The following is a 21,738-nucleotide window of genomic DNA, read 5'->3' as shown; positions in this document are numbered from 1 at the left end:
GCGGGGTCATGAACCAAACGGAGCAGTTGCCATCGCGGGGTAGCGTCAACGCAGCGTGCCACTCTGCCAGGCCGCACTGGGAATTCTTCTCACCAACTGAGTCAGCCGGGGTTGCTTTGTGCCCTCGGCCGGTTTTGCGCGCCTAGGAGGAAGAGTGGACGCGGTTTTCCGCCGTGCCCGGCTCGAGGACATCGACCAGCTGTTGACGCTGTACCGCCACGTCTACGGCAAGGACTACAAGCTGCCACTGGGCACCGACCCGGTGGTGATGGCGGCCGAGATCACCCGCCCGACCACGACCTGGCTGGTGGCGGAGCAGCCGGGCAGCGGCCGGATCGTCGCCTCGATCATGGCCACGGTGGAGCCCGCCGACCGGCTGGGCAAGCTGCAGGGCCTGGTGGTGCACCGGGACTGCCGGGGCACCGGCATCGCGCACGAGGCGGTCCGCCAGCTCAGTGAGACCCTGCTCAGCGAGCAGCGGCACCAGGTGGACTCGGTGTACGCCACCGCGCGCACCACGGCCACCGCCCCGCAGCGGATCTGCCTGCGCAACGGCTTCCGGCCACTGGGCATGCTGCCGAACCTGCGCAAGGCGGCCCGTCAGGAGACGATGGTGCTGCTGGCCAAGCACCGCGAGGGGGTGCTGGAGCGGCGGCACCCCGTGCCCCGCATCCCCGCCGCACTGGCCAACCTGGTCAGTGCGCTGGACGGCCCGGACCGCCTGCCCGAACTGGTCGACGCCGTGCCCGCCCCGGCGCCGGGCCGTTCGGTGCCCGCCGAACTGGTCGACGCCCCGCAGTTCGTGCTGCGGCGGTTCCGCGAGGTGGTCACCGACCCGACGCGGCGGTTCTACCCGTTCCACTCCCCCAACGTGCTGGTGGCCGCCGAGGACGGGTCCTACGAGCTGTACGCGCACCTGAGCCGCTGCGACGGCTACTGCACGCTGATCGGGGCCGCGCCCAGCGCGCTGGCGCTGGCCGACCACCTGGAGAGCCTGATCGAGCAGTTGGCCGGGCTCGGCGCGGGCTACGTGGAGACCCTGCTGCCGCTGGACTGCCTTGAGGAGCTGAACCTGTTGCTGGCGCACGGGTTCCTGCCCGCGGCGGCCTATCCGGCGATGCGCCGTGACGGGGAGGGCTTCCGCGACTACGTGGTGATGGCCAGGACCATGCAGCCGCTGGACTTCCGCGGCCTGGCCATCGACGAGACGTTCCGGCCGTTCACCGAGCAGTACGTGGACCTGTGGAAGCGGCGGTACCTGGACACGGGGGCGGTGTACCGGTGAGCCGCTACCTCGACCCGGTGAGCGTGCCGGATCCTGTTGCGCTGTCCCAGGTCCAGGCATTGCTGGACGTGCCCGACCCGTACTGGTGGGGCGCCGGGGCCGATGAGCTGTTCCTGGCGGCCATGGCCCAGTCCAACGCCTGGCACGCACAGCGCTCGGAGTTCTTCGGCTCGCTGTGGCGGGCCAGCGGGGAACCGACCGAGTTGGCCGCTTTCCCTTACGTGCACGCCAACTTCTTCAAGCAGCACGAGGTCACCTCGCTGCCCGCCGAGCAGATCGCGCTGCACGTGACCTCCTCTGGCACGACCGGTCAGAAGTCTCAGATGTTCTTCGACGACTGGACCCTGCGCAGCGGTCAGCGCATGGTCGCCAGGACCTTCGACCACCACGGCTGGCTGGGTTCCGCGGAGCCGGTGAACTACCTGCTCTACAGCTACCAGCCGCGTCCCGGGCTGAACCTGGGCACCTCCTTCACCGACGACTACCTGTGCGACTTCGCCCCGGTGCGCTCGGTGGAGTACGGGCTGCCCAACACCGGTTCCGGGCACGAGTTCGACGTGTTCGGCTGCGTGCGCGCGCTGCTGCGCTTCGCCGAGGAGGGCGCCCCGGTGCGGATCTTCGGCTTCCCCGCGTTCCTGTCGTTCACCCTGGACCGGATGCGGGCGCTGGGCCTGCCCCCGGTGCGGCTGCACCCCGATTCGCTGGTGGTCTTCGGCGGCGGCTGGAAGGGCAACGCGGACAAGCAGGTGGCCAAGTCCGAGCTGTACCGGCGGATCCACGAGCAGCTGGGCATCCCCGACGCGCGCATCCGGGACGGGTTCGGCGCGGTGGAGCACGCCGTGCTGTACCTGGAGTGCGAGCGGCACAACCTGCACGTGCCCACCTGGGCCCGGGTGTTGATCCGCTCGGTGCGCGACCTGGAGCCGGTGCCGATGGGCGAACCCGGCTTCCTGCAACTGGTCTCGCCCTACATCACCTCGGTGCCCGCGCAGAGCGTGCTCATGGGCGACCTCGCCTCCCTGCACTCCCCGCAGGAGTGCGGCTGCGGGCTGCCCACCCCGTGGTTCACCGTGCACGGCAGGGCCGGGGTCAGCCGCAACCGCAGTTGCGCCGTGGCCGCGGCCGAACTCCTCAAGGGACGGTCATGACCGAGTCGCAGCAGCACTTCTGGCAGGGCGAGTGGATCGACGACGCCGAGGCCGACCGCAGGCTGGACCGGCTCGACGAGCTCGTGCAGCCCGCGCTGGCCCAGCGGCTGAGCCCGCTGGTGGTGGTCTCCGCCTGTGCGCTGCTCGCCGAGCTGCTGTCCGATGTGGACAGCCCGGTACGCGGTGAGCTGGCGGCACGGCTGCGCCGCACCGGCGTGTCCGAGGCCGAGGTGGAGCGCACCTTCGCCGACCTGGTTGAGGCCATGGGCCGGGAGTCCTTGGAGCGCAAGCTCACCCGCGAGCTGGGTGGGACCGATCCCGGCCGCCTGGCCAGGGCCGACTTCCGCGCCGAGGTCTTCGAGGCCTGGGTCCCGGTGGGCGTGCTGGCGCACGTGGCCCCGGGCAACGCTCCGGCGGCTGGGGCGATGAGCGTGGTGGAGGGCCTGCTCGCGGGCAACGTCAACGTGGTCAAGACCAGTGGTGAGGACCCACTGTTCACCCACCACCTGCTGGCGGCCCTCGCCGACCAGGACCCGACCGGGCGCATCGCGCGGCGGCTGGTGGTGCTGCGCTTCTCCTCGGCGCGGACCGACTGGCTGGCGCGGATGTGCGCGCCCGCCGACGCGGTGGCGGCCTGGGGCGGTGAGGAGGCGCTGGCCGGTGTCGCCGAGCACGTGCGGCCCGGCTGCCGGCTCGTGGACTGGGGGCCGAAGCTGTCGTTCGCCTACCTGACGGCCGACAGCTGGAGCCAGGACGAGCAGCTGCGGGGTGTGGCCGAGGACATCTGCCGCCTGGACCAGCAGGCCTGCTCCAGTCCGCAGGTGATCTACCTGGACACCGAGTCCCCGGAGGACCTGTTCGCGTTCAGCGAGCGGTTCGCCCGCGTGCTGGCGGCCACCGTCGTAGAGCCCGGCGAGCCGGGTGCCGCGGAGCGGGCGGAGATCACCAGCACCGTCCTGCTCGCCCGGCTGGAGGAGCACCTGGGGCTGACCCGGGTGCATGCCGCGCCGGACGGCAGCTGGCACGTGCTGGCCGACACCAGGCCCGCGCTGCGCGCCTCACCGCTGTACCGGACCGTGTGGGTCAAGCCCTTGCCCCGCAAGGACATCGTCCGCGTGCTGCGCCCGATGCGCCGCTACCTCCAGACGGTCGGCATCGGGGCGAGCCGCCCGGACCTCGCCGAGCTGACCCGCGCCGTGCTCACCGCGGGGGCCCAGCGCGTCACCGCGCTCGGCGGCATGCTGGGCAGCTACGACGGTGAGCCGCACGACGGCGTGTACGCCCTACAGCGCTACAGCCGCCGCGTGGACGTGCAACTGGACGAGCGGTTCGCCGAGGACGCGAGCCTGGACGACCTGCTGGCCGCCGAGCAGTTGCCCGCGCCGCGCGTGCCGATCACGCCGAAGGACCGGTTCGAGCAGCTGCAACGGGGTTCGGACCGCGCCGAGGTGTTCTTCCGCAGCGGGGGCAGTTCCGGTGCGCCCAAACTCTCGGCGTTCAGCTGGGACGACTACCACGAGCACATGCGCTTCGGCGCGGAGGGCCTGCTGGCGGCCGGGTTGCGGCCCGGTGCGGACCGCACGATGAACCTGTTCTTCGGCGGGCAGCTCTACGGCGGGTTCACCAGCTTCTTCTCGGTGTTGGAGACGATGGGCGCGGTGCAGCTGCCGATGGCCGCGCACGAGGACCACGCCGCCGTCGCCAAGTCCATTGTGGACAATCGAGTGAACACCCTGCTGGGTATGCCGAACTACCTGCTGCGCGTGTTCGCGGAAGGCGCCGAGCCGCTGCGCGCTTACCGGGGCGTGCGCAAGGTCTTCTTCGGCGGGGAGCAGATGCCCCGGCGGCAGCGGGACTGGCTGCGCGAGGAGTTCGGGGTCGAGGTGATCCGCTCGGCGGCCTACGGCAGCGCCGACGCCGGGCCGCTGGGCTACCAGTGCCCGCACTGCCCGGAGCGGGTGCACCACCTGTTCACCGGCATCCAGACGCTGGAGATCCTCGACGTGGCCGAGGACCGACCGGTGGCGGTGGGCCAGACGGGGCGGCTGGTGTTCACCGCGCACACCCGGCGCGGGCAGCGGCTGGACCGCTACGAGATCGGCGACCTGGGCCGCTGGGTGGACGGCGCCTGCGGCTGCGGGCGGCGCAGCCCCCGGTTCGAGCTGCTGGGCCGGTTCGGCGACGTGTTCCGCAGCGGCACGTACTTCCTCAACTACCGCCGGTTCACGAGCATCGCCGAGGACGCGCTGGACTACAGCGGGGCGGTGCAGGTCGTGCTGGAGGGCTCGCACGACGGGGAGACGCTGCGGGTGCGGCTGGAACGCGGCAAGGTCGACCCGGACGCCGCGACCGAGGCCCTGCTGGCGGGCTACCCCGACCTGAACGCGGCGGTGACCCAGGACCGCACGCTGGCACTGCGCGTGGAGCCGACCGAGCCGGAGGCGTTCGACCGGACCCCGGGCAGCGGCAAGCTGCTCGCCGTGATCGACAACCGCTGAACGGGACTCACACGCCCGTGAGCGGGACACGCCGAGAACCCGGCGTGTCCCGCTCTGAGGAGCGCGAGTCCCGCCCACACGAGCGCGAGTCCCGCTCAGCCGATGGCCCAGCCGGGTTGGTTGGCGGCGGGATTGGCCGTGCGGATCACGGTGCGGCGCAACACCGGCACGGTGGCCGCGAACCCGGCGGCGGCCAGCAGCACCGAGACCAGTGCCGCGACGGGCAGCGGCACGGTGAGCAGGCGCACGGCCCCGAGCCAGCCCGCCGACAGGAGCAGTTCCGTGCCCGCGGCGGGGATCAGCGCGGGCAGCAGCAGGTACAGGCCGCGCACCCCGTAGCGGTAGAAGCAGGCGCCGATCAGCATGCCGCTGCTGACGTGTCCCAGCAGCAGCACCGCGGTTTCCAGCAACACCAACGGGATCTGCCCGGTGGAGCTGAAGGTGTGCGGGGCGTCCAGCTTCATCCGGGCGCCCTGCACGGCGAAGACCAGGTGCTCCGCGCCGTAGCCGAGGGTGGCGACCGCGGCGAAGCCGAGCGCGGTCAGCACCAGGCCGCCGATGGCCCCGAGCGTGAAGGCCCGCCGGGTGCTGTCGTTGGTCACGTACACGCGCAGTTGCACCGGCACGGTCATGATCGCCAGGGCGAGCGGGAAGTACAGCGCCGCACCGACGGCGATCTTCTCCCAGATGCTGTGGTTGAGCGCCGCGGAAACGGTCGCGAGCACACCAACCAGTACCGCCACGGCCGCGGCCAGCGTCAGGAACCAGAACGGGAACCGTTGGCAGGAAAGGTAGACCAGCTTCGCGATGAGGCGGGCCTGTGCGTTCTGGGTCATCGCGGGCTCCCCTGCTCGCGGGTGAGGTGCACGAAGAGGTCCTGCACGGAGACCGGCCCCAGGTCCAGCCCCTCGGCGCGGGCCTGCCTGCGCCTGTCCTCGGCCAACTCGCCGTAGACGGTGACCGCCTTCGTACCGCCCAACCGCTTCTCCCCCACCACGGTCAGGCTCGCGACGAACCGGTCCACCGCCTCGGCCGGCCCGGTGACGGTCTGCCCGCGTGCGCGCAGCACGTCGGTGTCCTCGTGCAGCAGCAGCCGTCCCCCGTCGAGGATCAGCACCTGCTCGAACAGGGCGTCGACCTCCTCGATCAGGTGCGAGGAGAGCAGGACCGTGCGCGGGTGGCGGCCGTAGTCGGCGATCAGCTCCTCGTAGAAGGTGTACCGGGCGGGCGCGTCCATGCCGAGGTAGGACTCGTCGAAGATGGTCAGCGGCGCACGCGAGGCCGGGCCGATGGTCACGCCCAGCGCGGACTTCATGCCCCGCGACAGGGCGCCGACCCGCTTGTCCGGCGACAGACCGAAGCGAGCGGCCAGGGCTTGGGCGTAGGTGTGGTCCCAGGTGGGGCGAAACCGCCCCGCGAAGCGCAGGACCCGGTCCACTGTGGACGGAACCAGGTCGGGCTCGTCGCGGATGAAGCAGGTGCCCGCCGCGGTCCTCGGGTTCTCGAACGGGTCCTCGCCGTCCACGAGCACCGTGCCCGCCGAGGCCGGGCGGTAGGCCGCCAGAGTGGACAGCAGGCTCGTCTTACCCGAGCCGTTGCGGCCGATCAGCCCGTGGATCCTTCCCCCGGCCAGGGTGCAGGACAGGCCGTCCCACGGCGGTGGTGCCGCCGTGGCGCACCGTCAGCCCGGACAGCGTGATCTCGTAGGTCATCGCGGCTGCTCCCCCTCGGCGCGCCGCAGCCGATCGATGATCTCGCCGAGCGGGATGCCGATCATCCGCGCCTCGGCCACCATCGCGTCGACCACCTCGACGTAGAACAGTTCCTGGCGGCGCTCCCGCAGCCGCTGCCTCGCGTCCTGGCTGACGAACATGCCAATCCCCCGCTTTTTGTACAGCACACCTTCCTCGATCAACAGCGCGAAACCCTTGGCGGCCGTGGCCGGGTTGATCCGGTAGAAGGCCGCGTACTGGTTGGTGGACATGACCTGCTCGTCCGCGTGCAGCGTGCCGCGCAGGATCTCGGCTTTGATCTGGTCGGCGATCTGTTGGTAGATCGGGCTCCGGTCGTCGAACACGAAGAGCCCCCTCACTTCGTTGGTTCGTTACTCGACTAGTGAACCACAGAGGGCATGGGGTGTCCACGTACAGGTGAGCGGGAGTCGCGCGCGCCAGAGCGGGACTGGCGCGCGCCAGGACGAGACTCGCGGGTCAGGGCAGGGTGACGACCTGGCCCGCGAAGCTCAGGCCGGCACCGAAGCCGAGCAGCAGGGCCAGGTCCCCGGACTTGGCACGGCCCGAGTCGAGCAGGCTGTCCATGGCCAGCGGGATCGAGGCCGCCGAGGTGTTGCCCTGCTCCACGATGTCGCGGGCGACCACCACCGAGTCGGGCAGCCTGAGTGAGCGCACCAGCGCGTCGGTGATCCGGTCGTTGGCCTGGTGCGGGATGAACACGTCCAGGTCCTCGGGCGAGAGCCCGCTGGTCCGCAGGGTCCGCCTGGCCACCGCGCCCATGCTGACCGAGGCCCAGCGGAACACCGCCTGCCCCTTCATGCTCAGCACCGGGAACGGCGCGTCGGGGTCCTTGTCCAGCTCGTCGCGCCACTCCAGCCAGCTGCGGTCCTGGGTGATCGTGTCGGCCTGCTCCCCGTCGCTGCCCCACACCACCGGGCCGATGCCGGGCTCCGCCGAGGCGCCGACCACGGCGGCGCCCGCCCCGTCGGCGAACAGGAACGCGGTGCCTCGGTCCCTGGGGTCGATCATGTCGGTCATCCGCTCCACGCCGACGACCAGCACGGTGGAGGCGCTGCCGCCGCGCACGAAGTCCTTGGCCACGGCCAGCCCGTAGCAGAAGCCCGCGCAGGCGGCGGACACGTCGAAGGAGCCCGCGTTCACCGCGCCGATCCGGTGCGCGAGCACGCTGGCCGCGGCCGGGGTCTGCCGGAAGTGCGAGATGGTCGCCAGCACCACGCAGCCGATCTGCTCGGCGGGCACCCCACTGCGCTCCAGCGCCTGGCGGGCGGCGGCCTCGGCCATCTCCAGCACGCCCTCGTCAGCGCTGGCCCAGCGCCGGGACCGGATGCCCGAGCGGGTGCGGATCCACTCGTCGGTGGAGTCGATCAGCCCGGCGATCTCCTCGTTGCCCACGCCCATCCGGGGCCGGTAGGCGCCGATGCCGAGAATGCGAGCGTGGCGGGGCTCCGAACCCTGCTGGATGGACGCCCTCACCAGGTAACTCCCGAAAGACGTGAATTCCGGTCACGTCGCCGCCGGCGTCCCGCACCGCGGAACGAACACCATCACACTGCTTACCGGCGGGTAAATCAAACAGCGGCCCGCCGATAAACTACCCACGACCGTTCCGGAAATACCCAGGTCAGCTCACTGTGAGGTTGTGACCGACCTCACTATCGAAAGATACATCCCTGCCTCGGAATGTGCACCCACAACCAGAAAAGCGCCAGTTCATTACATGGTGCGACACGCGGATCGGCGTGGCGGGCTTGCGATTGACGTCGAAGCGCCCTACTCCAAAAAGCGGAGGATCAATGCAGGGCATTCGTCGCACCGCATTCCTCGCCGCCCCCACCGACCACGGCAGCATCGGTACCGGCCTGCCCTGCCTGTGCACAGCGGCGGGGGCGCCACGCCCGGCGCCCCCGCTCGCGTTCAGCGCTGGTCGACCAACCGCACCAGCTTGCCGGTGCGGGGGTTGACCTCCAGCTCACCGGTGGCCACCCGCTCCACCGCCAACGGGTGGATCAGCCCGGCGGCCACGTGCTCGGCGAACATCGGCCGCGTGTCGTCCAGCCGGGCGGCCAGCGCCTCCCGGTCCACCGGGTCACCGGCCAGCCGCAGCACCAGCTCGTCCTTGGCCTGCCTACGCCGCAGCACCACCTGCATACCGGTGACGCGCAGCCCCTCCGTGGCCGATTCCACGATCGTGCGCAGGTCCTCCAGGTACAGCGTGACCGGGCCGACCCTGGCGCCCTCCTCGGCGCGGCCCAGCAGCCGGAACGTGCGCTGCCGCACGTCCACCCACTCGGCCATGTCGCCCACCGGGTAGCGCAGCACCGGCATCAGCCGCCGGGTCAGGTCGGTGGCCACCACCCGGCCCGCCCGCCCCGGCACCTCGATCGGCTGGCCGGTCTCCTGGTCGAGGAGCTCCACCACCTTGTCCTCGGTGAACACCCGGTGCACCCGCACGTCGGGCTCACCGGCCACCGGGGCGCCCAGGATCCCGGCGTCCACGCTGGCGTACCCGATCGAGCGCACCTCGGCGTTGGGGAAGGCCGAGGCCAGCAGGGCGCGCTGGTCGGCGTAGAACGCCTCGCCGCTGAACAGCACCAGGTGCACGTCCGGCAGCTGCTGGCCGGTGTCGGACAGGTGCACCGCGAGGCGGCACAGCGAGGTCGGCGGCGCGGTGACCACGGTGGCCGAGAAGTCGCGCAGGGTCAGCGCCACGAAGTCCAGTGGGGCGCTGCCCGCGATCGGCAGCTGCACGTTGGGCACCGGGGTGTCCTGCAGGGTGTTCAGGGTGAACACGAAGCTGGAGTACAGCTCACCGGCGTAGAACAGGTTGGCGACCCGGTCCCCGGGCAGCAGTCCCGCCGCGGCCAGGCCGGTGCCGAAGGTGCGGCTCATCCGCGCCCACTCGGGCCGGGTGTAGACCGACACCTTGGGCGCGCTGGTCGTGCCCCCGGTCTTGAACACGATGCCGTCGGTGTGCGGCCCGGTGAGCACCCGGCTGTCCGGGAAGGAGTTGGCCGCCCAGAACGCGGTGTGCTCGACCAGCGGCAGCTCGGTCAGCGCGAGGGGGCCGTCGGGCAGACCGGCGTACAGCTCGCGGTAGAACGGCGAGTGCTCACGGGCGTGGGCGACGAGTTCGGCCAGGTCGTGGACCTGCACCACCGGGTACCTCCATCGGTGTCGTGGGCGCAAACCGTCCCACAGTAGCCGCCGAGGGCACCACGACCTGGCGCGAAGGTCCCCGAAACCCCGCCGGTCGTGGTGCCCGTTCCCGTCCCCGGTAGTACCGGCCAGCCTGGCAGCAGGCGCGGTGTTTTTCCACCCGAACTCTCAGGTGCTGAGCGAACTCTCAGGAGAGCAGGGAGCCGAGCAGGGCCACGTCCACCCCGACCAGGGACTCGCGCAGCACCCTGCGCTCCCCGCCGGGCACGTCCACGTCGCAGGGCACGACCAGCACCGTGCAGCCCGCGGCGACCGCGGCCTTGGTCCCGGTCGGCGAGTCCTCCACGGCCACGCAGGCCGCCGGGTCCACGCCCAGCAGGCGCGCCGCCTTCAGGTAAGGCTCGGGCAGCGGCTTGTTCAGGCCGTCCACCTCGTCACCGCACACCGTCACGTCGAAGAACTCGCGGCCGATGGTGTCCAGCGCCACCTCGGTGAGCGCGCGCTCGGTGGAGGTGACCAGCGCGGTGGGCACGCCAGCCTCGCGCACCGCGCGCAGCAGCTCGGCGGCGCCGGGCCGCCAGGGCAGACCCTCGTGGAACAGCTCCTCGGTGCGCTTGGCCAGGTACCGGCAGCCCTCCTCCATCGCGCAGACGTCCAGTTCCAGCCCCAGATCGGTGAACATCATCCGCATGGTGTTGTCCATGTTCGACCCGATCATGAGGTCCCGGGTCCTCGGGCTGAGCACGCCGCCGAGGCGGGTGGCCAGGTCGGCCAGGGACACGTCCCAGACCTTCTCGGAGTCGATCAAGGTGCCGTCCATGTCGAACAACACCGCCGCCGGCCTGGTCACGGATCTCCCTGGAGGTGGTGGGGACACTCGCGACCCACGGTAGCCCAGCGGCACCGGCTGCCGGGGGTCCTCGGCGCCCGGTGCGGCCAGCGCCACATCGGGCACGTTCGCCACGCGCACAACCCCATAGGGGTGCGCCGCACGTACTCCGCGGTGGACGGGCCGTAGGCTGACCCGGTGACCGATCCGGACTACAGCCCCGAGGACGCCTTGGCCGACCAGCGACAGCTGACCGACCCCGTGATGGTGGCTGCCTTCGAGGGGTGGAACGACGCTGGCGACGCCGCCAGCACCGCGATCGAGCACCTGGAACTCACCTGGGACGCCACCCCGCTGGCGGAACTGGACCCCGACGACTACTACGACTTCCAGGTGACCCGGCCGACCGTGAAGCGGGTCGACGGGATCACCAGGCGGATCGAGTGGCCGACCACTCGACTGTCGGTGTGTCGCCCGCCGGGTTCTTCGGTGGACGTGGTGCTCGTGCACGGCATCGAGCCGAACATGCGCTGGCGAAAATTCTGCGCGGAACTCATCGAGCACGTGGACCGGCTGGGGGTGACCACCGTGGTGACGCTCGGCGCGCTGCTCATGGACACCCCGCACACCCGGCCCGTGCCCGTCAACGGCATGGCCTACGACGCGGCCTCCGCGGCCAAGTTCGGGCTGGAGAACTCCCGTTACGAGGGGCCCACCGGCATCGTCGGGGTCTTCCAGGACGCCTGCGTGCAGGCCGGGGTCCCCGCGATCTCGTTCTGGGCCGCCGTGCCGCACTACGTCTCGCAGCCGCCCGCGCCCAAGGCCACGCTGGCCCTGCTGCACCGGGTCGAGGAGGCCCTGGACGTGGAGGTGCCGCTCGGCGCGCTGCCCGAGCAGGCCGAGGAGTGGGAGCAGACCGTCACGGAGATGGCGGAGGAGGACGAGGACGTCCGCAACTACGTGCGAGCCCTGGAGGAGCGCGGGGACGCCACCACGCAGCTCACCGAGACCAGCGGGGACGCCATCGCCGCGGAGTTCGAGCGCTACCTGCGCCGCCGCGGTCGCGGTGGCCCAGGCGGCCCGCGTGGTGAGGGCCCGCTGGGGCGCTGAGCTCACGCCGTGAAGGTGGCTTTCACTGCGCCCAACGCAGTGAAAGCCACCTTCATGGCATTCGGGTCAGAGCGCGATGCCCAGCAGGGCGTCCACGGCGGTGCGCACCAGGCCGGGGGCCGAGGTGTCCGAGCCGCCGTGGGTCAGTGCCTGCTCGGCCCACGCGTCCACGGCGGCCAGCGCGGCCGGGGTGTCCAGGTCGTCGGCGAGGTGGTCGCGCAGCCGCGCCACGGTGTCGGTGGCCTCGGGACCCGAGACCAGCGCGACGGCCTGCCGCCAGCGGGCCAGCCGGGCCTTGGCCTGCTCCAGCAGCGCGTCGGTCCACGCCCGGTCGCTGCGGTAGTGCCCGGCGAACAGGGCGAGCCGGATCGCGGCCGGGTCCACCTGGTCGGCACGCAGGCGCGAGACGAACACCAGGTTGCCCCGCGACTTGGACATCTTCTCGCCGTCCAGGCCGATCATGCCCGCGTGCGCGTAGTGCCGGGCGAAGGGGTGCCGCCCGGTCAGCGCCTCGGCGTGCGCCGCGCTGAACTCGTGGTGCGGGAACACCAGGTCCGAGCCGCCGCCCTGCAGGTCGAAGGCGTCGCCCAGCCGGTTGAGCGCGATGGCCGAGCACTCGATGTGCCAGCCGGGACGGCCCGCGCCCAGCTCGCTGTCCCAGGAGGGCTCGCCGGGCCGGGCCATCCGCCACAGCAGCGCGTCCAGCGGATGGCGCTTGCCCACCCGCTCCGGATCCCCGCCGCGCTCGGCGAAGAACCGGGTCATGGTCTGCTCGTCGTAGTTGGACTCGTAGCCGAAGTGGCCGGTCACCGAGCGGTCGAAGTACACGTCCGGGTACTCGGGGTCCTCGGCCCGGTAGGCGGCCCCGCTGGCCAGCAGCTTGCCGATGGCCTCCACGATCTCCGGGATGGCCTCGACCGCGCCCACGAACTCGCGCGGCGGAAGCACCCGCAGCGCCTCCATGTCCTCGCGGAACAGGGCCGTCTCGCGCATACCAAGGACCACCCAGTCGTCCTGGTCGCGCGCGGCCCGCTCCAGCAACGGGTCGTCGATGTCGGTGACGTTCTGCACGTAGTGCACCTCGTGGCCGTTGTCCAGCCACAGCCGGTGCACCAGGTCGAAGGCCAGGTAGGTGGCGGCGTGCCCGAGGTGGGTCGCGTCGTACGGGGTGATGCCGCACACGTACATGGTGGCCGTCGCGCCCGGCGCGGTGGGGCGGACCTCGCCGGCGGCGGTGTCGTGCAGCCGCAGGGGCCGGGGGGTGCCGGGAACCCGGGGTACCGGGGTGGATGACCAGGTCTGCATGAGTCCGACCCTAATCGGGTGATGCCGGGGTGGGCAGCCGGACCCAGCCAACTGGGTCAACCAGCCGCCCACGATGTGGTCGGCACGCCCCTGCGGGAATACTTCCGGCATGACCAGTCGCGTCGAAGAGGTGGGCGGTTTCGAGCTCCCGGTGTGGCTGCCCGCGGCGGGCCGCGGGCCGGGGCTCGTGCTGGTGCAGGAGATCTTCGGGCTGGACGCGTATCTGCGGTCGGTGGCTTCGGAACTGGCCGCGATGGGCTACGTGGTCGGGGTGCCGGACCTGTTCTGGCGCACCGATCCCGGCTGGAGCAGCGGGCACGACGAGCAGGGCGTGGCGGCGGCGATGGCCGTGGCGGGCCGGTTCGACCACGCCGACGGGGTCGCCGACCTGACCGCCGCGGTGGCCCACCTGCGCGCGCTGCCCGAGGTCACCGGCAAGGTCGGCGCGCTGGGCTTCTGCCTGGGCGGCTCGCTGGCCTTCGCACTGGCCGCGCACGCCGATCCGGACGTCGTGGTGTCCTGCTACGGCTCGACCGTGCCCGACCAGGTCGACCTGCTCGACCGGGTGCGCTGCCCGGTGCAGTTCCAGTTCGGCGGCAGCGACCCGTACATCCCGCGCGAGGCCGTGGCCCGCGTGGAGCGGGCCGTGGCTGGCCGGGAGGGCGTCGAGATCCACGTGGAGGAGCAGGCCGGGCACGCGTTCCTCAACCACGGTGCGCCACAGTTCTTCCAGCCCGAGCCCGCCGCACGCGCCTGGCCGCGCGCCGTGGACTTCCTCGCGCGGCACCTGGGCTAGAACGCCACCACGCCCTGCGAACTCGGTTGCAGAGAACCGATCTGCGCGGACTTGGCCACCAACTGGTAGTTCGTGGCCGGTTTGCCGTCCGTGCCGACCAGCGTCACCGGCAGGGTCGCCGCCCCACTGGGCGTGGTCAGTTGCAGACCGGTGGCCACGTAGGCGCTGGCGTCGGCCTTGTCGCCGACCTCCCATTTGACCCCGGCGAACGCCGTGGTGCCCGGCTTGAGCGGGATCGCGGGCCCCTCGCCGGGGATCTTCACGTTGCGCGAGGGCACCTGCAACGCCTTGCCGTTCGCACTGAGCCACGTCAGCCGCACCCAGCCCTGCACGGTCACCGGCTCGGTACCTGAGTTGGTCAGCGTCAGCAGGCCGAGCCCGGCTTGCTGGATGGTCAGTTCCGCCTTGTAGGACGGTTTCACGGCGGGCGCGCTGCTGCTGGTCGGCGCGGCCGAGCTCGTCGTGGTGCTGCTGGTCGGCGGAGTGGTGGTGCTCGTGCCGCTCGTGGCCGTGGCACCGCCGCCACCGCAGCCGCTGAGCAGGACCACCAGCGCCAGTGCCGTGACAGTCTTCACCCGCATGTGGGCCATCGTCGGGGCCGTACCGGGCCGCCGCCAGCCGAGCGGGGGTCTCGTTGGGGTGAACTACCGGCGGGACCTCCGGTTGCGCAGGTAGTCGCCGACCACGGCCGCGCCCAGCCCGTCCTCGTCCGGGGCGATCACCCGGCCGCCGCCACGGCGGGCGACCAGGTCCACGAAGGAGGCCAGCCTCGGGTCATCGCCGAGCCGGAACACCGTGATCGAGGCGCCCAGCTTGGCCAGCCCGTCCACCTCGGCCACGGTCTTGGCCAGGGTCCTGGGCAGCGGCGGGTAGTTGAACTCCGCTGAGCCGTCGGACTCCAGGTGCGCGGTCGGTTCCCCGTCGGTGACCACCAGCACCACCGGTTGGGCGTCGGGGTGCCTGCGCACGTGCCGCCCGGCCAGCAGCAGCGCGTGGTGCAGGTTCGTACCCTGCTCCCACACACCCTCCAGCGCGGTCAGCTCACCAATGTCCACAGTGGACGCATGTCGACCGAAGGTGATCAGCTCCAGCGCGTCGGTGCGGAACCGGGTGCGGATCAGCTGGTGCAGCGCCAGCGCCGTGCGCTTCATCGGCACCCAGCGCCCGTCCTGCACCATCGACCAGGACGTATCCACGCACAGCGCCACGGCCGCGCGCGCCCGCTGCTCGGTCTCCACCACCTCCACGTCCTCGACCTCCAGGCGCACCCGCCCGCCACCGGCCGAGGCGGTCCGCAGCACGGCGTTGCGCACCGTGCGCGAGACCTCCCACGGCTCGGTGTCGCCGAACTGCCAAGGCTTGCTCGCACCCGTGGGCTCGCCCGCCGCGCCGGACCGGTCGCTGTCGCGCTCACCACGTCCGCGCAACTGGTCCACGACCTGGCGCAGCGCCGTCTCCCCCAGGCGCCGCAAGGCCTTCGGCGTCAGCCGCAGTCCCCCGTCGGGCGCCCGCTCCAGCAGACCCTGTTGGCGCAGTTCGCGTTCCAGCTCCGCCAGCCTGCGGGCGTCCACACCGGACTCGTCACCGAGTTGGCGCACCAGCGACTCGATGTCGATGTCCTCCAGGCGCGCACCGGGGTAGGACTGCGCGAGTTGCTCGGCGAGCCCGTCCAACTCGGCCAGATCGGCCATGGCCTGCGCGCCCTCGCCCAGCCCCAACGGGTTCTTGCCCCGGAACCGCCCCGAGGAGGTCCAGTCCTCCCCCGGCCGCATGCCGCGCAGGTGCGCGTCGAGCAGATCCAGTTGCGCGGCCAGGTTCGGGTCGCCCAGCGCCTGCTGGGTGAGCTGCGCCAGCTCCGCGCGCTGCTCGGCGGTCATCGAGTTCAGCATGCGCTGGGCCGCGGCCGACCGTGCCGCGAGCGCGTCCACGAGTTCGTCGGTGTTCCGCGGGTTCTCCGGGAAGTACTGCCCGTGCTGGCGCATGAACTCCGCGAACCGCTCGCCGGTGTCCTCCCTCGCGGCGTGCGCCGACAACAGGGAGTTGAGGTCGGACAGCATCTGCTTGATCTGCTCGACGTCCTGCGGGGTGGCGTTCTGCAGCGCCTGCTTCATGCCCTGGAACCGTTGCTCCAGCAGCTCACCGCCGAGCAGGTCCTGGATCTGCCGGTAGGACTCGCGCCCCTGCTCGGACCGCCAGTCGTACTCAGCCAGCTCGGTCACCGCGGCGGCCGTGCCCGGCGGCAGCGCGTCCAGCTGCGCCTCACGGAACCGCGCGTCGTCGCTGGGGTCGGGGAACAGCTCGCGCCGCTCGGCCTCCAGTGCCTGGTCCAGTAGCCGCCGGACCTCCTGCAGGGTGCCGTCGAGCCGGTGCCGCCGTTGGATCTGCGAGCGCCGCTCCCACACGCGCCGGGTCAGCTCGTCCAGGCCACGGGTGCCCGGCATGCCCCTGCGCAGCAGTTCGCGCAGCGCCGACTGCGGTGAGGCGCCCTCCATGACCTCACGGCCCAGCTCGTCCAGCGCGGCGCGCAGGTCCGCGGGCGGCGCCAACGGGTCGGCGCCGCCGGACCAGCGGCCGTAGCGGTAGCGGGCCATCAGCCGTAGACCGCCCTGTCGTCCTCCTCGTCCTTGCCCAGCTGTCGGCTCAGATAGAGGAACTCCAGCGCGAACTCCACGGCCGAGGCGATCCAGCCCGCGGGCTGCCCGGGGCTGACGTCCAGCCGCTTGGCCACCTCGTGCAGCACCGGCAGTTCGGGCAGCGCGGCCAGCACCTCGGCCGCGGGCACCCGCTCGCCGGTGGCCACCGGGTGTCCGTCCACCACGGCCTCGGCCAGCGAGCGCAGGTCCAGACCGGCCAGCCTGCCGCGTGCCGTGTCGGCCACCGAACGGCGCAGCAGGTGGTGCAGGACCTCCTGCTCCCGCCCCTCCTCGCCGGACTCGAACTCCAGCTTGCCGCGCAGCACGGCCGGGATGGACTCCAGGTCCACCGGGCGGGCCACCGCGGGCGACTCCCCGGTCAGCGCGGAGCGGCGCAGCGCCGCGGCGGCCACGGTCTCGGCGGCGGCCACGGCGAACCGGGCGGACACACCGGAGCGCTGGTCGATGGAGTTGGACTCGCGCAGGTACCGCACGAAGCGCGCCACCACCTCCAGCAGGTGCTCACCCACCTCGGCGACGAGCTGGGCCTCCTGCTCGACCAGCGCGATCTCCTGGTCCAGCTCCAGCGGGTAGTGCGTGCGGATCTCCGCGCCGAACCGGTCCTTGAGCGGGGTGATGATCCGGCCGCGGTTGGTGTAGTCCTCGGGGTTGGCGGTGGCCACCAGCAGCACGTCCAGCGGCAGCCGCAGGGTGTAGCCGCGGACCTGGATGTCGCGCTCCTCCATGACGTTGAGCAGCGACACCTGGATGCGCTCGGCGAGGTCGGGCAGCTCGTTGATGGCGACCAGGCCGCGGTGCGCGCGGGGCACGAGTCCGAAGTGGATGGTCTCCGGGTCGCCCAGCGCGCGGCCCTCGGCCACCTTGACCGGGTCCACGTCCCCGATCAGGTCGCCGACGGAGGTGTCGGGGGTGGCCAGCTTCTCGGTGTAGCGCTGGGAGCGGTGCAGCCAGGTCACCGGCAGTTCGTCGCCCAGTTCGGCGGCGCGGCGCAGCGAGGCGGGCGTGATCGGCTCCAGCGGGTGCTCGGCCAGCTCGGCGCCCTCGATGACGGGGGTCCACTCGTCGAGCAGTCCGACCAGGGTGCGCAGCAGGCGGGTCTTGCCCTGTCCGCGCTCGCCGAGCAGGACCACGTCGTGCCCGGCCAGCAGCGCGCGCTCCAACTGGGGCAGCACGGTGCGGTCGAAGCCGACGATGCCCGGCCACGGGTCGGCGCCCGCGCGCAGGGCGGCGACGAGGTTGTCGCGCAGTTCGGCCTTGACCGGGCGGGGCAGGTGGCCCGCGGCCCGGAGCTCACCCGCGGTGCGCGGCAACGACGGTGCAGGTGTGGGGACGGCGTTCACCACCTCGACGCTAGTCAACAACGGGCCGCCGGTCGATGTGGAGCTGCTCCACCCGCGATACTCGTCAGCATGATCGATCTGGACGTACTGGCCGCGCGGATCGGCGGCGTGCGCGGCGTGATCGGCGTGGTGCTGGGCGGATCCCGAGCTCGGGGCACCGCCGACGAGCACTCCGACGCCGACCTCGGGGTGTACCGCCGAGGGGCCGAACTGGACCTGTCCGCTCTGCGCGAACTCGCCGCGGAGCACCCCGGTTCGGTGGTCGCCGAGCCCGGTGAGTGGGGGCCCTGGGTGGACGGCGGGGCCTGGCTGGCCACCCCCGGCGCCAAGACCGACCTGTTGTGGCGGGACCTGGACCGGGTCGAGCAGGTGCTCGCCGAGGTGCGGTCCGGGGTGGTGCGCTGCGAGCAGCAGAACGGCCACCCGCTCGGCTACTTCTCGCACGGCTACCTCGCCGAGCTGGCGACCGCGCAGGTGCTGCACGACCCCAGCGGCCAGCTCGCCGCCGTGCAGGCCCAGCTGAGGCCCTACCCCGTGGAGCTGGCCGAGGCCATTGAGCGGGTCTACGGCTGGGAGGCGGGGTTCAGCCTGGCCAACGCCGAGACCCCGGCCAAACGCGGGGACTGGTTGTTCGTCAGCGGCTGCGTGTTCCGTGCCCTCGGCTGCCTGGTGCAGGTCCTGCACGCCCGCGAACACGTGTGGCTGGCCACCGAGAAGGGCGCCGTGGCCTCAGCGGCCCGCCTGGCGCGGGCCCCACGGGGTTTCGCCGCACGCGTCGCCGAGGCCCTGCACCCCTCCGCCGCCGGCCTGGCCACCGCCCACGCCCTGCTCGCCGACTGCGCCCTGGCCTGACGTCGGCGAGTCCCGGCCGGGGGCGCGAGTCCCGCTCCGGGGTGCGCGAATCCCGCTCTGACGTCGGCGAATCCCGCCCTGGTGCACGCGAGTCCCGCCCTGGCGTCGGCGAATCCCTGCCACTGGCAAGCGAATCCCGCTCAGGCGAGCGTCGCGGCCAGCCGCTCGCGGACCTGGTCGGCGCGGGGGTCGTCCACCTCGTCCAGGATCTTCAGCGCGGCGCGCCACTGCTCACGGGCCTGCACCAGGTGGCCGCCGTTGTGCAGGGCGTCGGCGAGTTCGTGCAGCGACCAGCCCTCACCCGCGCGCCCGCCGAAGCGTCGGAACAGGCCCGCAGCCCTGCGGAAGCAGTCGGCGGCCGCGTCGTAGTGGTGGAACCGCACGTGCGCACGGCCCAGTTCCCGGTACGCCTTGAGCTGCGAGGCCTGGTCGGTCAGTTGCTCGAACAGCTCCAGCGCACGCTCGTAGTTGGCCACGGCCTGTTCGTGGTTCCCGCGTTCCCGCGCGTACCCGCCGAGGTTGCACAGGGCCATGCCCTCACCCCAGCGGTCGCCGCGAGCCCGGTACCCGGCCAGCGCGCGGGTGGTGTGGTCCAGGGCCTCGTCGATGCGGCCCATGCCGAAGTAGGCGGCGCCGAGCGCACCGAGCATGACGTCCTCGGCGGGCCGGTCGGGCAGCTGGTCGTGCGCGGACTTGGCCCGCAGCAGGCAGTCCAGCGCCTGCTGCGGACGGTGCAGCTCCTGGTAGGCGAAGCCCAGACCGATCAGCAGGACGGCTTCGCCGTAGTGGTCGCCACCGGCAGAGGCGGCGGCGATTCCCGTGCGGTGACTGGACATCCACTCCACCCACGGCGTACGGATGGCGAGGAACGCCCACATGGCACCGGGAATGCGGGTGGCGTGGAAAGTGTCGCCCAGCTGTGCGGCCTGTTCGACGGCGGCGACCAGGTTGGCCAGCTCCAGCTCACCCCAGGCCAGGGCCGCACCGGGGTTGTCGAACCGCTCGGGCACGCAGTCGGCGGGCACCTCGGGCAGCGGTGGGCGCCGCCGGAACGGGGCCAGCACGCGGTCCACGGCGTCCGCGCTGTGCAGGTAGTACTGGAGCATGCGGGTGGCGGACTCGGCGCGGGCCTGGTCGCCGTCGTGCTCCACGGCGACCTCGGCCGAGTACACCTTGAGCAGGTCGTGCAGCCGGTACCGGTCGCGGCCGACCTCCTCGATGAGGTGGCCCGCGGCCAGCACGTCGAGCAGTCGCCGGGTCCTGGCCAGCGGGGCGCCCGCGAGCGCCGCGGCGACCGGGGCGCTGAACTCGCCGCCCGCGTGCAGTCCGAGCTGGCGGAACAGTTGTGCCGCATCGGGTTTGAGGGCGTGGTAGGACCAGGACAGCACGGCGCGCACGGCAGTGGTCTCGTCGTCCACCGCGAGCACGTCCAGGCGGGCGCGCTCGTCCGCCAGCTCCTCGCGCAGGTCGGCGAGGGTCAGGTGCGGGCGGTCGGTCAGCTGTGCCGCCGCCACGCGCAGCGCCAGCGGCAGGTGCCCGCACAGCGCGGCGAGTTCGGCGGCGGCCTCGCGCTGGGCCCGCACCTGCGCGTCGCCGACCAGCCCGGCGAGCATGCACACCGATTCGGCCGGGCTGAGCACGTCCAGGGTGATCCGGTGCGCCCCGTCCCTGGCGACCAGCCCGCCCAGCCGGTTGCGGCTGGTCACCAGTACCGAGCAGGTCGGGCTGCCGGGCAGCAGCGGGCGCACCTGGTCGGTGCTCGCGGCGTTGTCCAGCAGCACCAGCATGCGCTTGCCCGCCAGCTGACTGCGGTAGAGCGCGGCCAACTCGTCGGCCTCGCCGGGGATCGTCGCGGCGTCCACGCCCAGCCCGCGCAGCAACTGCCCCAGCGCGGACGCGGGCTGCAACGGCGGCTGGCGCGGGTCGAAGCCGCGCAGGTTGACGTAGAGCTGGCCGTCCGGGAACCGCTCGGCGATGCGGTGCGCCGCGTGCACGGCGAGCGCGGTCTTGCCGATGCCCCCGGAGCCGTCGATCGCGGAGATCACCGCGACCGGGCGGTCGGTGGCCGCGAGCAGTTCGGTCAGCGCGGCCAGTTCCCGCTCGCGCCCGGTGAACCCCGGCACGTCGTGCGGCAGTTGGGCGGGCACGGGGGTCCTGGGCCTGACCGAGGGCGGAGCCGCCGAGGGCGCGTCGGACACCATCGAGGCGTGCAGGGTGCGCAGCTGCGGTCCCGGCTCGATGCCCAACTGCTCCACCGTGACGCGGCGGCCCTCCTCGTACAGCTCGAGCGCTTCGGCTTTGCGCCCGGAACGGTACAAAGCGGTCATCAACAGCGCACGCGGCCGTTCCCGCAACGGTTGCCTGCGGACGATCGGGTCCAATTCCGCAACAGCGTCATCAAATCGTTCGGCGGCCGACAGGGATTCGGACAGGGATTCCGTGGTGGCCAGCCGCAGTTCGTCGATCCGCGCGCGTTCACCGACCACGAACGGGCAACTGATCCCGTCGAAGGGCTGGCCGCGCCACAGCGCGAGGGCCTCGCGCCAGTGCTCGGCGGCGAGGTCGAACCCGCCCGCGTCGTGGGCCTGCCTGGCCCGCTCGCGGTGCGCCTCGGCACGGTGCAGGTCCACCGCGTCCTCGGGCAGTCGCAGCAGGTAGCCGGCCCCGGAACCGGCCGAGACCAGCACGCTGCCCGGCGCGCGGCTGGGCCGGTCGGGTTCCAGCACGCGGCGCAGCGCCGACAGATATGTGGACAGGCTGCCCTGAGCCGTGGCGGGCGGGTCCTCACCCCAGACGGCGTCAACCAGCTCGGCGCGCGAGGCGGCACGGTTGGGGCGCAGCGCCAGCAGCGCCACGACGGCGCGTTGCAACGGCGGCCCGAGCGGGAGTTCGTCACCGTCGAGCAGAACCCTGACGGGTCCGAGGATTTCCACCCGAATCGGTACGGGAACGCCCACGCCCACGTTCACCACCTGACTCCGCGGCACCGGCCCGTGAGCATACAGCGCGAT

The 21,738-nt window shown here is 72.2% G+C and carries 17 protein-coding genes; 6 read left to right on the top strand and 11 right to left on the bottom strand.

Features of this window, described 5'->3' with window-relative positions; all coding sequences use genetic code 11:
• Positions 1–154 precede the first annotated feature (154 nt).
• From KALB_RS14975 to KALB_RS14965, 3 genes are read left to right on the top strand one after another with little or no spacing between them, the layout of a single operon-like run.
• Positions 155–1,285, top strand: a complete 1,131-nt coding sequence (locus KALB_RS14975) for a GNAT family N-acetyltransferase (RefSeq protein WP_025356525.1) — start codon at positions 155–157, stop codon at positions 1,283–1,285.
• Positions 1,282–2,433: a LuxE/PaaK family acyltransferase gene (locus KALB_RS14970; protein WP_025356524.1), complete on the top strand. Its 1,152-nt coding sequence runs from the start codon at positions 1,282–1,284 to the stop codon at positions 2,431–2,433. The genes KALB_RS14975 and KALB_RS14970 overlap by 4 nt, the downstream gene beginning before the upstream one ends.
• Positions 2,430–4,931, top strand: a complete 2,502-nt coding sequence (locus tag KALB_RS14965; protein ID WP_025356523.1) for an acyl-CoA reductase — start codon at positions 2,430–2,432, stop codon at positions 4,929–4,931. The genes KALB_RS14970 and KALB_RS14965 overlap by 4 nt, the downstream gene beginning before the upstream one ends.
• A gap of 95 nt (positions 4,932–5,026) precedes the next feature.
• On the opposite strand, the gene KALB_RS43915 is transcribed toward KALB_RS14965, so the two are convergent.
• The 6 genes from KALB_RS43915 to KALB_RS14935 all read right to left on the bottom strand — a co-directional run bounded on the left by KALB_RS43915 (position 5,027) and on the right by KALB_RS14935 (position 10,691).
• The gene (locus tag KALB_RS43915) at positions 5,027–5,767 is read right to left on the bottom strand and encodes a hypothetical protein (protein ID WP_025356522.1); all 741 of its coding nucleotides are present in this window, start codon (positions 5,765–5,767) and stop codon (positions 5,027–5,029) included.
• Complete coding sequence (locus KALB_RS14955) at positions 5,764–6,537, bottom strand: ATP-binding cassette domain-containing protein (protein ID WP_236650352.1); 774 nt, start codon at positions 6,535–6,537, stop codon at positions 5,764–5,766. Before KALB_RS14955 ends, KALB_RS43915 begins: the two co-directional genes overlap by 4 nt.
• Positions 6,538–6,639: 102 nt before the next feature.
• Positions 6,640–7,008 carry a GntR family transcriptional regulator gene (locus tag KALB_RS14950; RefSeq protein ID WP_025356521.1) on the bottom strand — a complete coding sequence of 123 codons (369 nt, stop codon included), beginning with the start codon at positions 7,006–7,008 and terminating at the stop codon, positions 6,640–6,642.
• A gap of 133 nt (positions 7,009–7,141) precedes the next feature.
• A complete protein-coding gene (locus KALB_RS14945; RefSeq protein WP_025356520.1) occupies positions 7,142–8,158 on the bottom strand; it encodes a beta-ketoacyl-ACP synthase III in 1,017 nt (338 codons plus the stop codon).
• A 441-nt stretch (positions 8,159–8,599) separates the two neighbouring features.
• Entirely contained in the window at positions 8,600–9,841 is a 1,242-nt protein-coding gene (locus KALB_RS14940) for a phenylacetate--CoA ligase family protein (RefSeq protein WP_182838873.1), read from the bottom strand.
• Between the two features lie 187 nt (positions 9,842–10,028).
• Complete coding sequence (locus KALB_RS14935; protein WP_025356519.1) at positions 10,029–10,691, bottom strand: HAD family hydrolase; 663 nt, start codon at positions 10,689–10,691, stop codon at positions 10,029–10,031.
• 177 nt (positions 10,692–10,868) lie between these two features.
• Between KALB_RS14935 and KALB_RS14930 the strand changes: the two genes are divergently transcribed.
• Entirely contained in the window at positions 10,869–11,780 is a 912-nt protein-coding gene (locus KALB_RS14930; RefSeq protein ID WP_025356518.1) for a PAC2 family protein, read from the top strand.
• A 66-nt stretch (positions 11,781–11,846) separates the two neighbouring features.
• Here KALB_RS14930 and mshC read toward each other — a convergent pair whose 3' ends face one another.
• Complete coding sequence (mshC, locus tag KALB_RS14925; protein WP_025356517.1) at positions 11,847–13,085, bottom strand: cysteine--1-D-myo-inosityl 2-amino-2-deoxy-alpha-D-glucopyranoside ligase; 1,239 nt, start codon at positions 13,083–13,085, stop codon at positions 11,847–11,849.
• Positions 13,086–13,194: 109 nt separating this feature from the next.
• Between mshC and KALB_RS14920 the strand changes: the two genes are divergently transcribed.
• On the top strand, positions 13,195–13,881 hold the full coding sequence (locus KALB_RS14920) for a dienelactone hydrolase family protein (protein ID WP_025356516.1): 687 nt from the start codon (positions 13,195–13,197) through the stop codon (positions 13,879–13,881).
• Here KALB_RS14920 and KALB_RS14915 read toward each other — a convergent pair.
• From KALB_RS14915 to KALB_RS14905, 3 genes are all read right to left on the bottom strand, one after another.
• A complete protein-coding gene (locus KALB_RS14915) occupies positions 13,878–14,462 on the bottom strand; it encodes a DUF4232 domain-containing protein (RefSeq protein ID WP_025356515.1) in 585 nt (194 codons plus the stop codon). The genes KALB_RS14920 and KALB_RS14915 overlap by 4 nt on opposite strands.
• A 63-nt stretch (positions 14,463–14,525) precedes the next feature.
• Positions 14,526–16,472 (bottom strand): vWA domain-containing protein, encoded by a 1,947-nt coding sequence (locus tag KALB_RS14910; protein ID WP_025356514.1) that lies wholly within the window; start codon positions 16,470–16,472, stop codon positions 14,526–14,528.
• On the bottom strand, positions 16,472–17,875 hold the full coding sequence (locus KALB_RS14905) for a sigma 54-interacting transcriptional regulator (protein ID WP_025356513.1): 1,404 nt from the start codon (positions 17,873–17,875) through the stop codon (positions 16,472–16,474). The genes KALB_RS14910 and KALB_RS14905 overlap by 1 nt, the downstream gene beginning before the upstream one ends.
• Before the next feature lie 69 nt (positions 17,876–17,944).
• On the opposite strand from KALB_RS14905, the gene KALB_RS14900 reads away from it, so the two are divergent.
• A complete protein-coding gene (locus KALB_RS14900; RefSeq protein WP_025356512.1) occupies positions 17,945–18,727 on the top strand; it encodes a nucleotidyltransferase domain-containing protein in 783 nt (260 codons plus the stop codon).
• A 140-nt stretch (positions 18,728–18,867) separates the two neighbouring features.
• On the opposite strand, the gene KALB_RS14895 is transcribed toward KALB_RS14900, so the two are convergent.
• Positions 18,868–21,714, bottom strand: a complete 2,847-nt coding sequence (locus tag KALB_RS14895) for an AfsR/SARP family transcriptional regulator (protein ID WP_148309473.1) — start codon at positions 21,712–21,714, stop codon at positions 18,868–18,870.
• Between the last annotated feature and the right edge of the window lie 24 nt (positions 21,715–21,738).

It is taken from the genome of Kutzneria viridogrisea DSM 43870 (assembly GCF_000525635.1).
GTDB lineage: Bacteria > Actinomycetota > Actinomycetes > Mycobacteriales > Pseudonocardiaceae > Kutzneria > Kutzneria viridogrisea.
The sequence above is the reverse complement of the archived record's forward strand: the minus strand, read 5'-3'. Positions and strand labels throughout refer to the sequence as shown.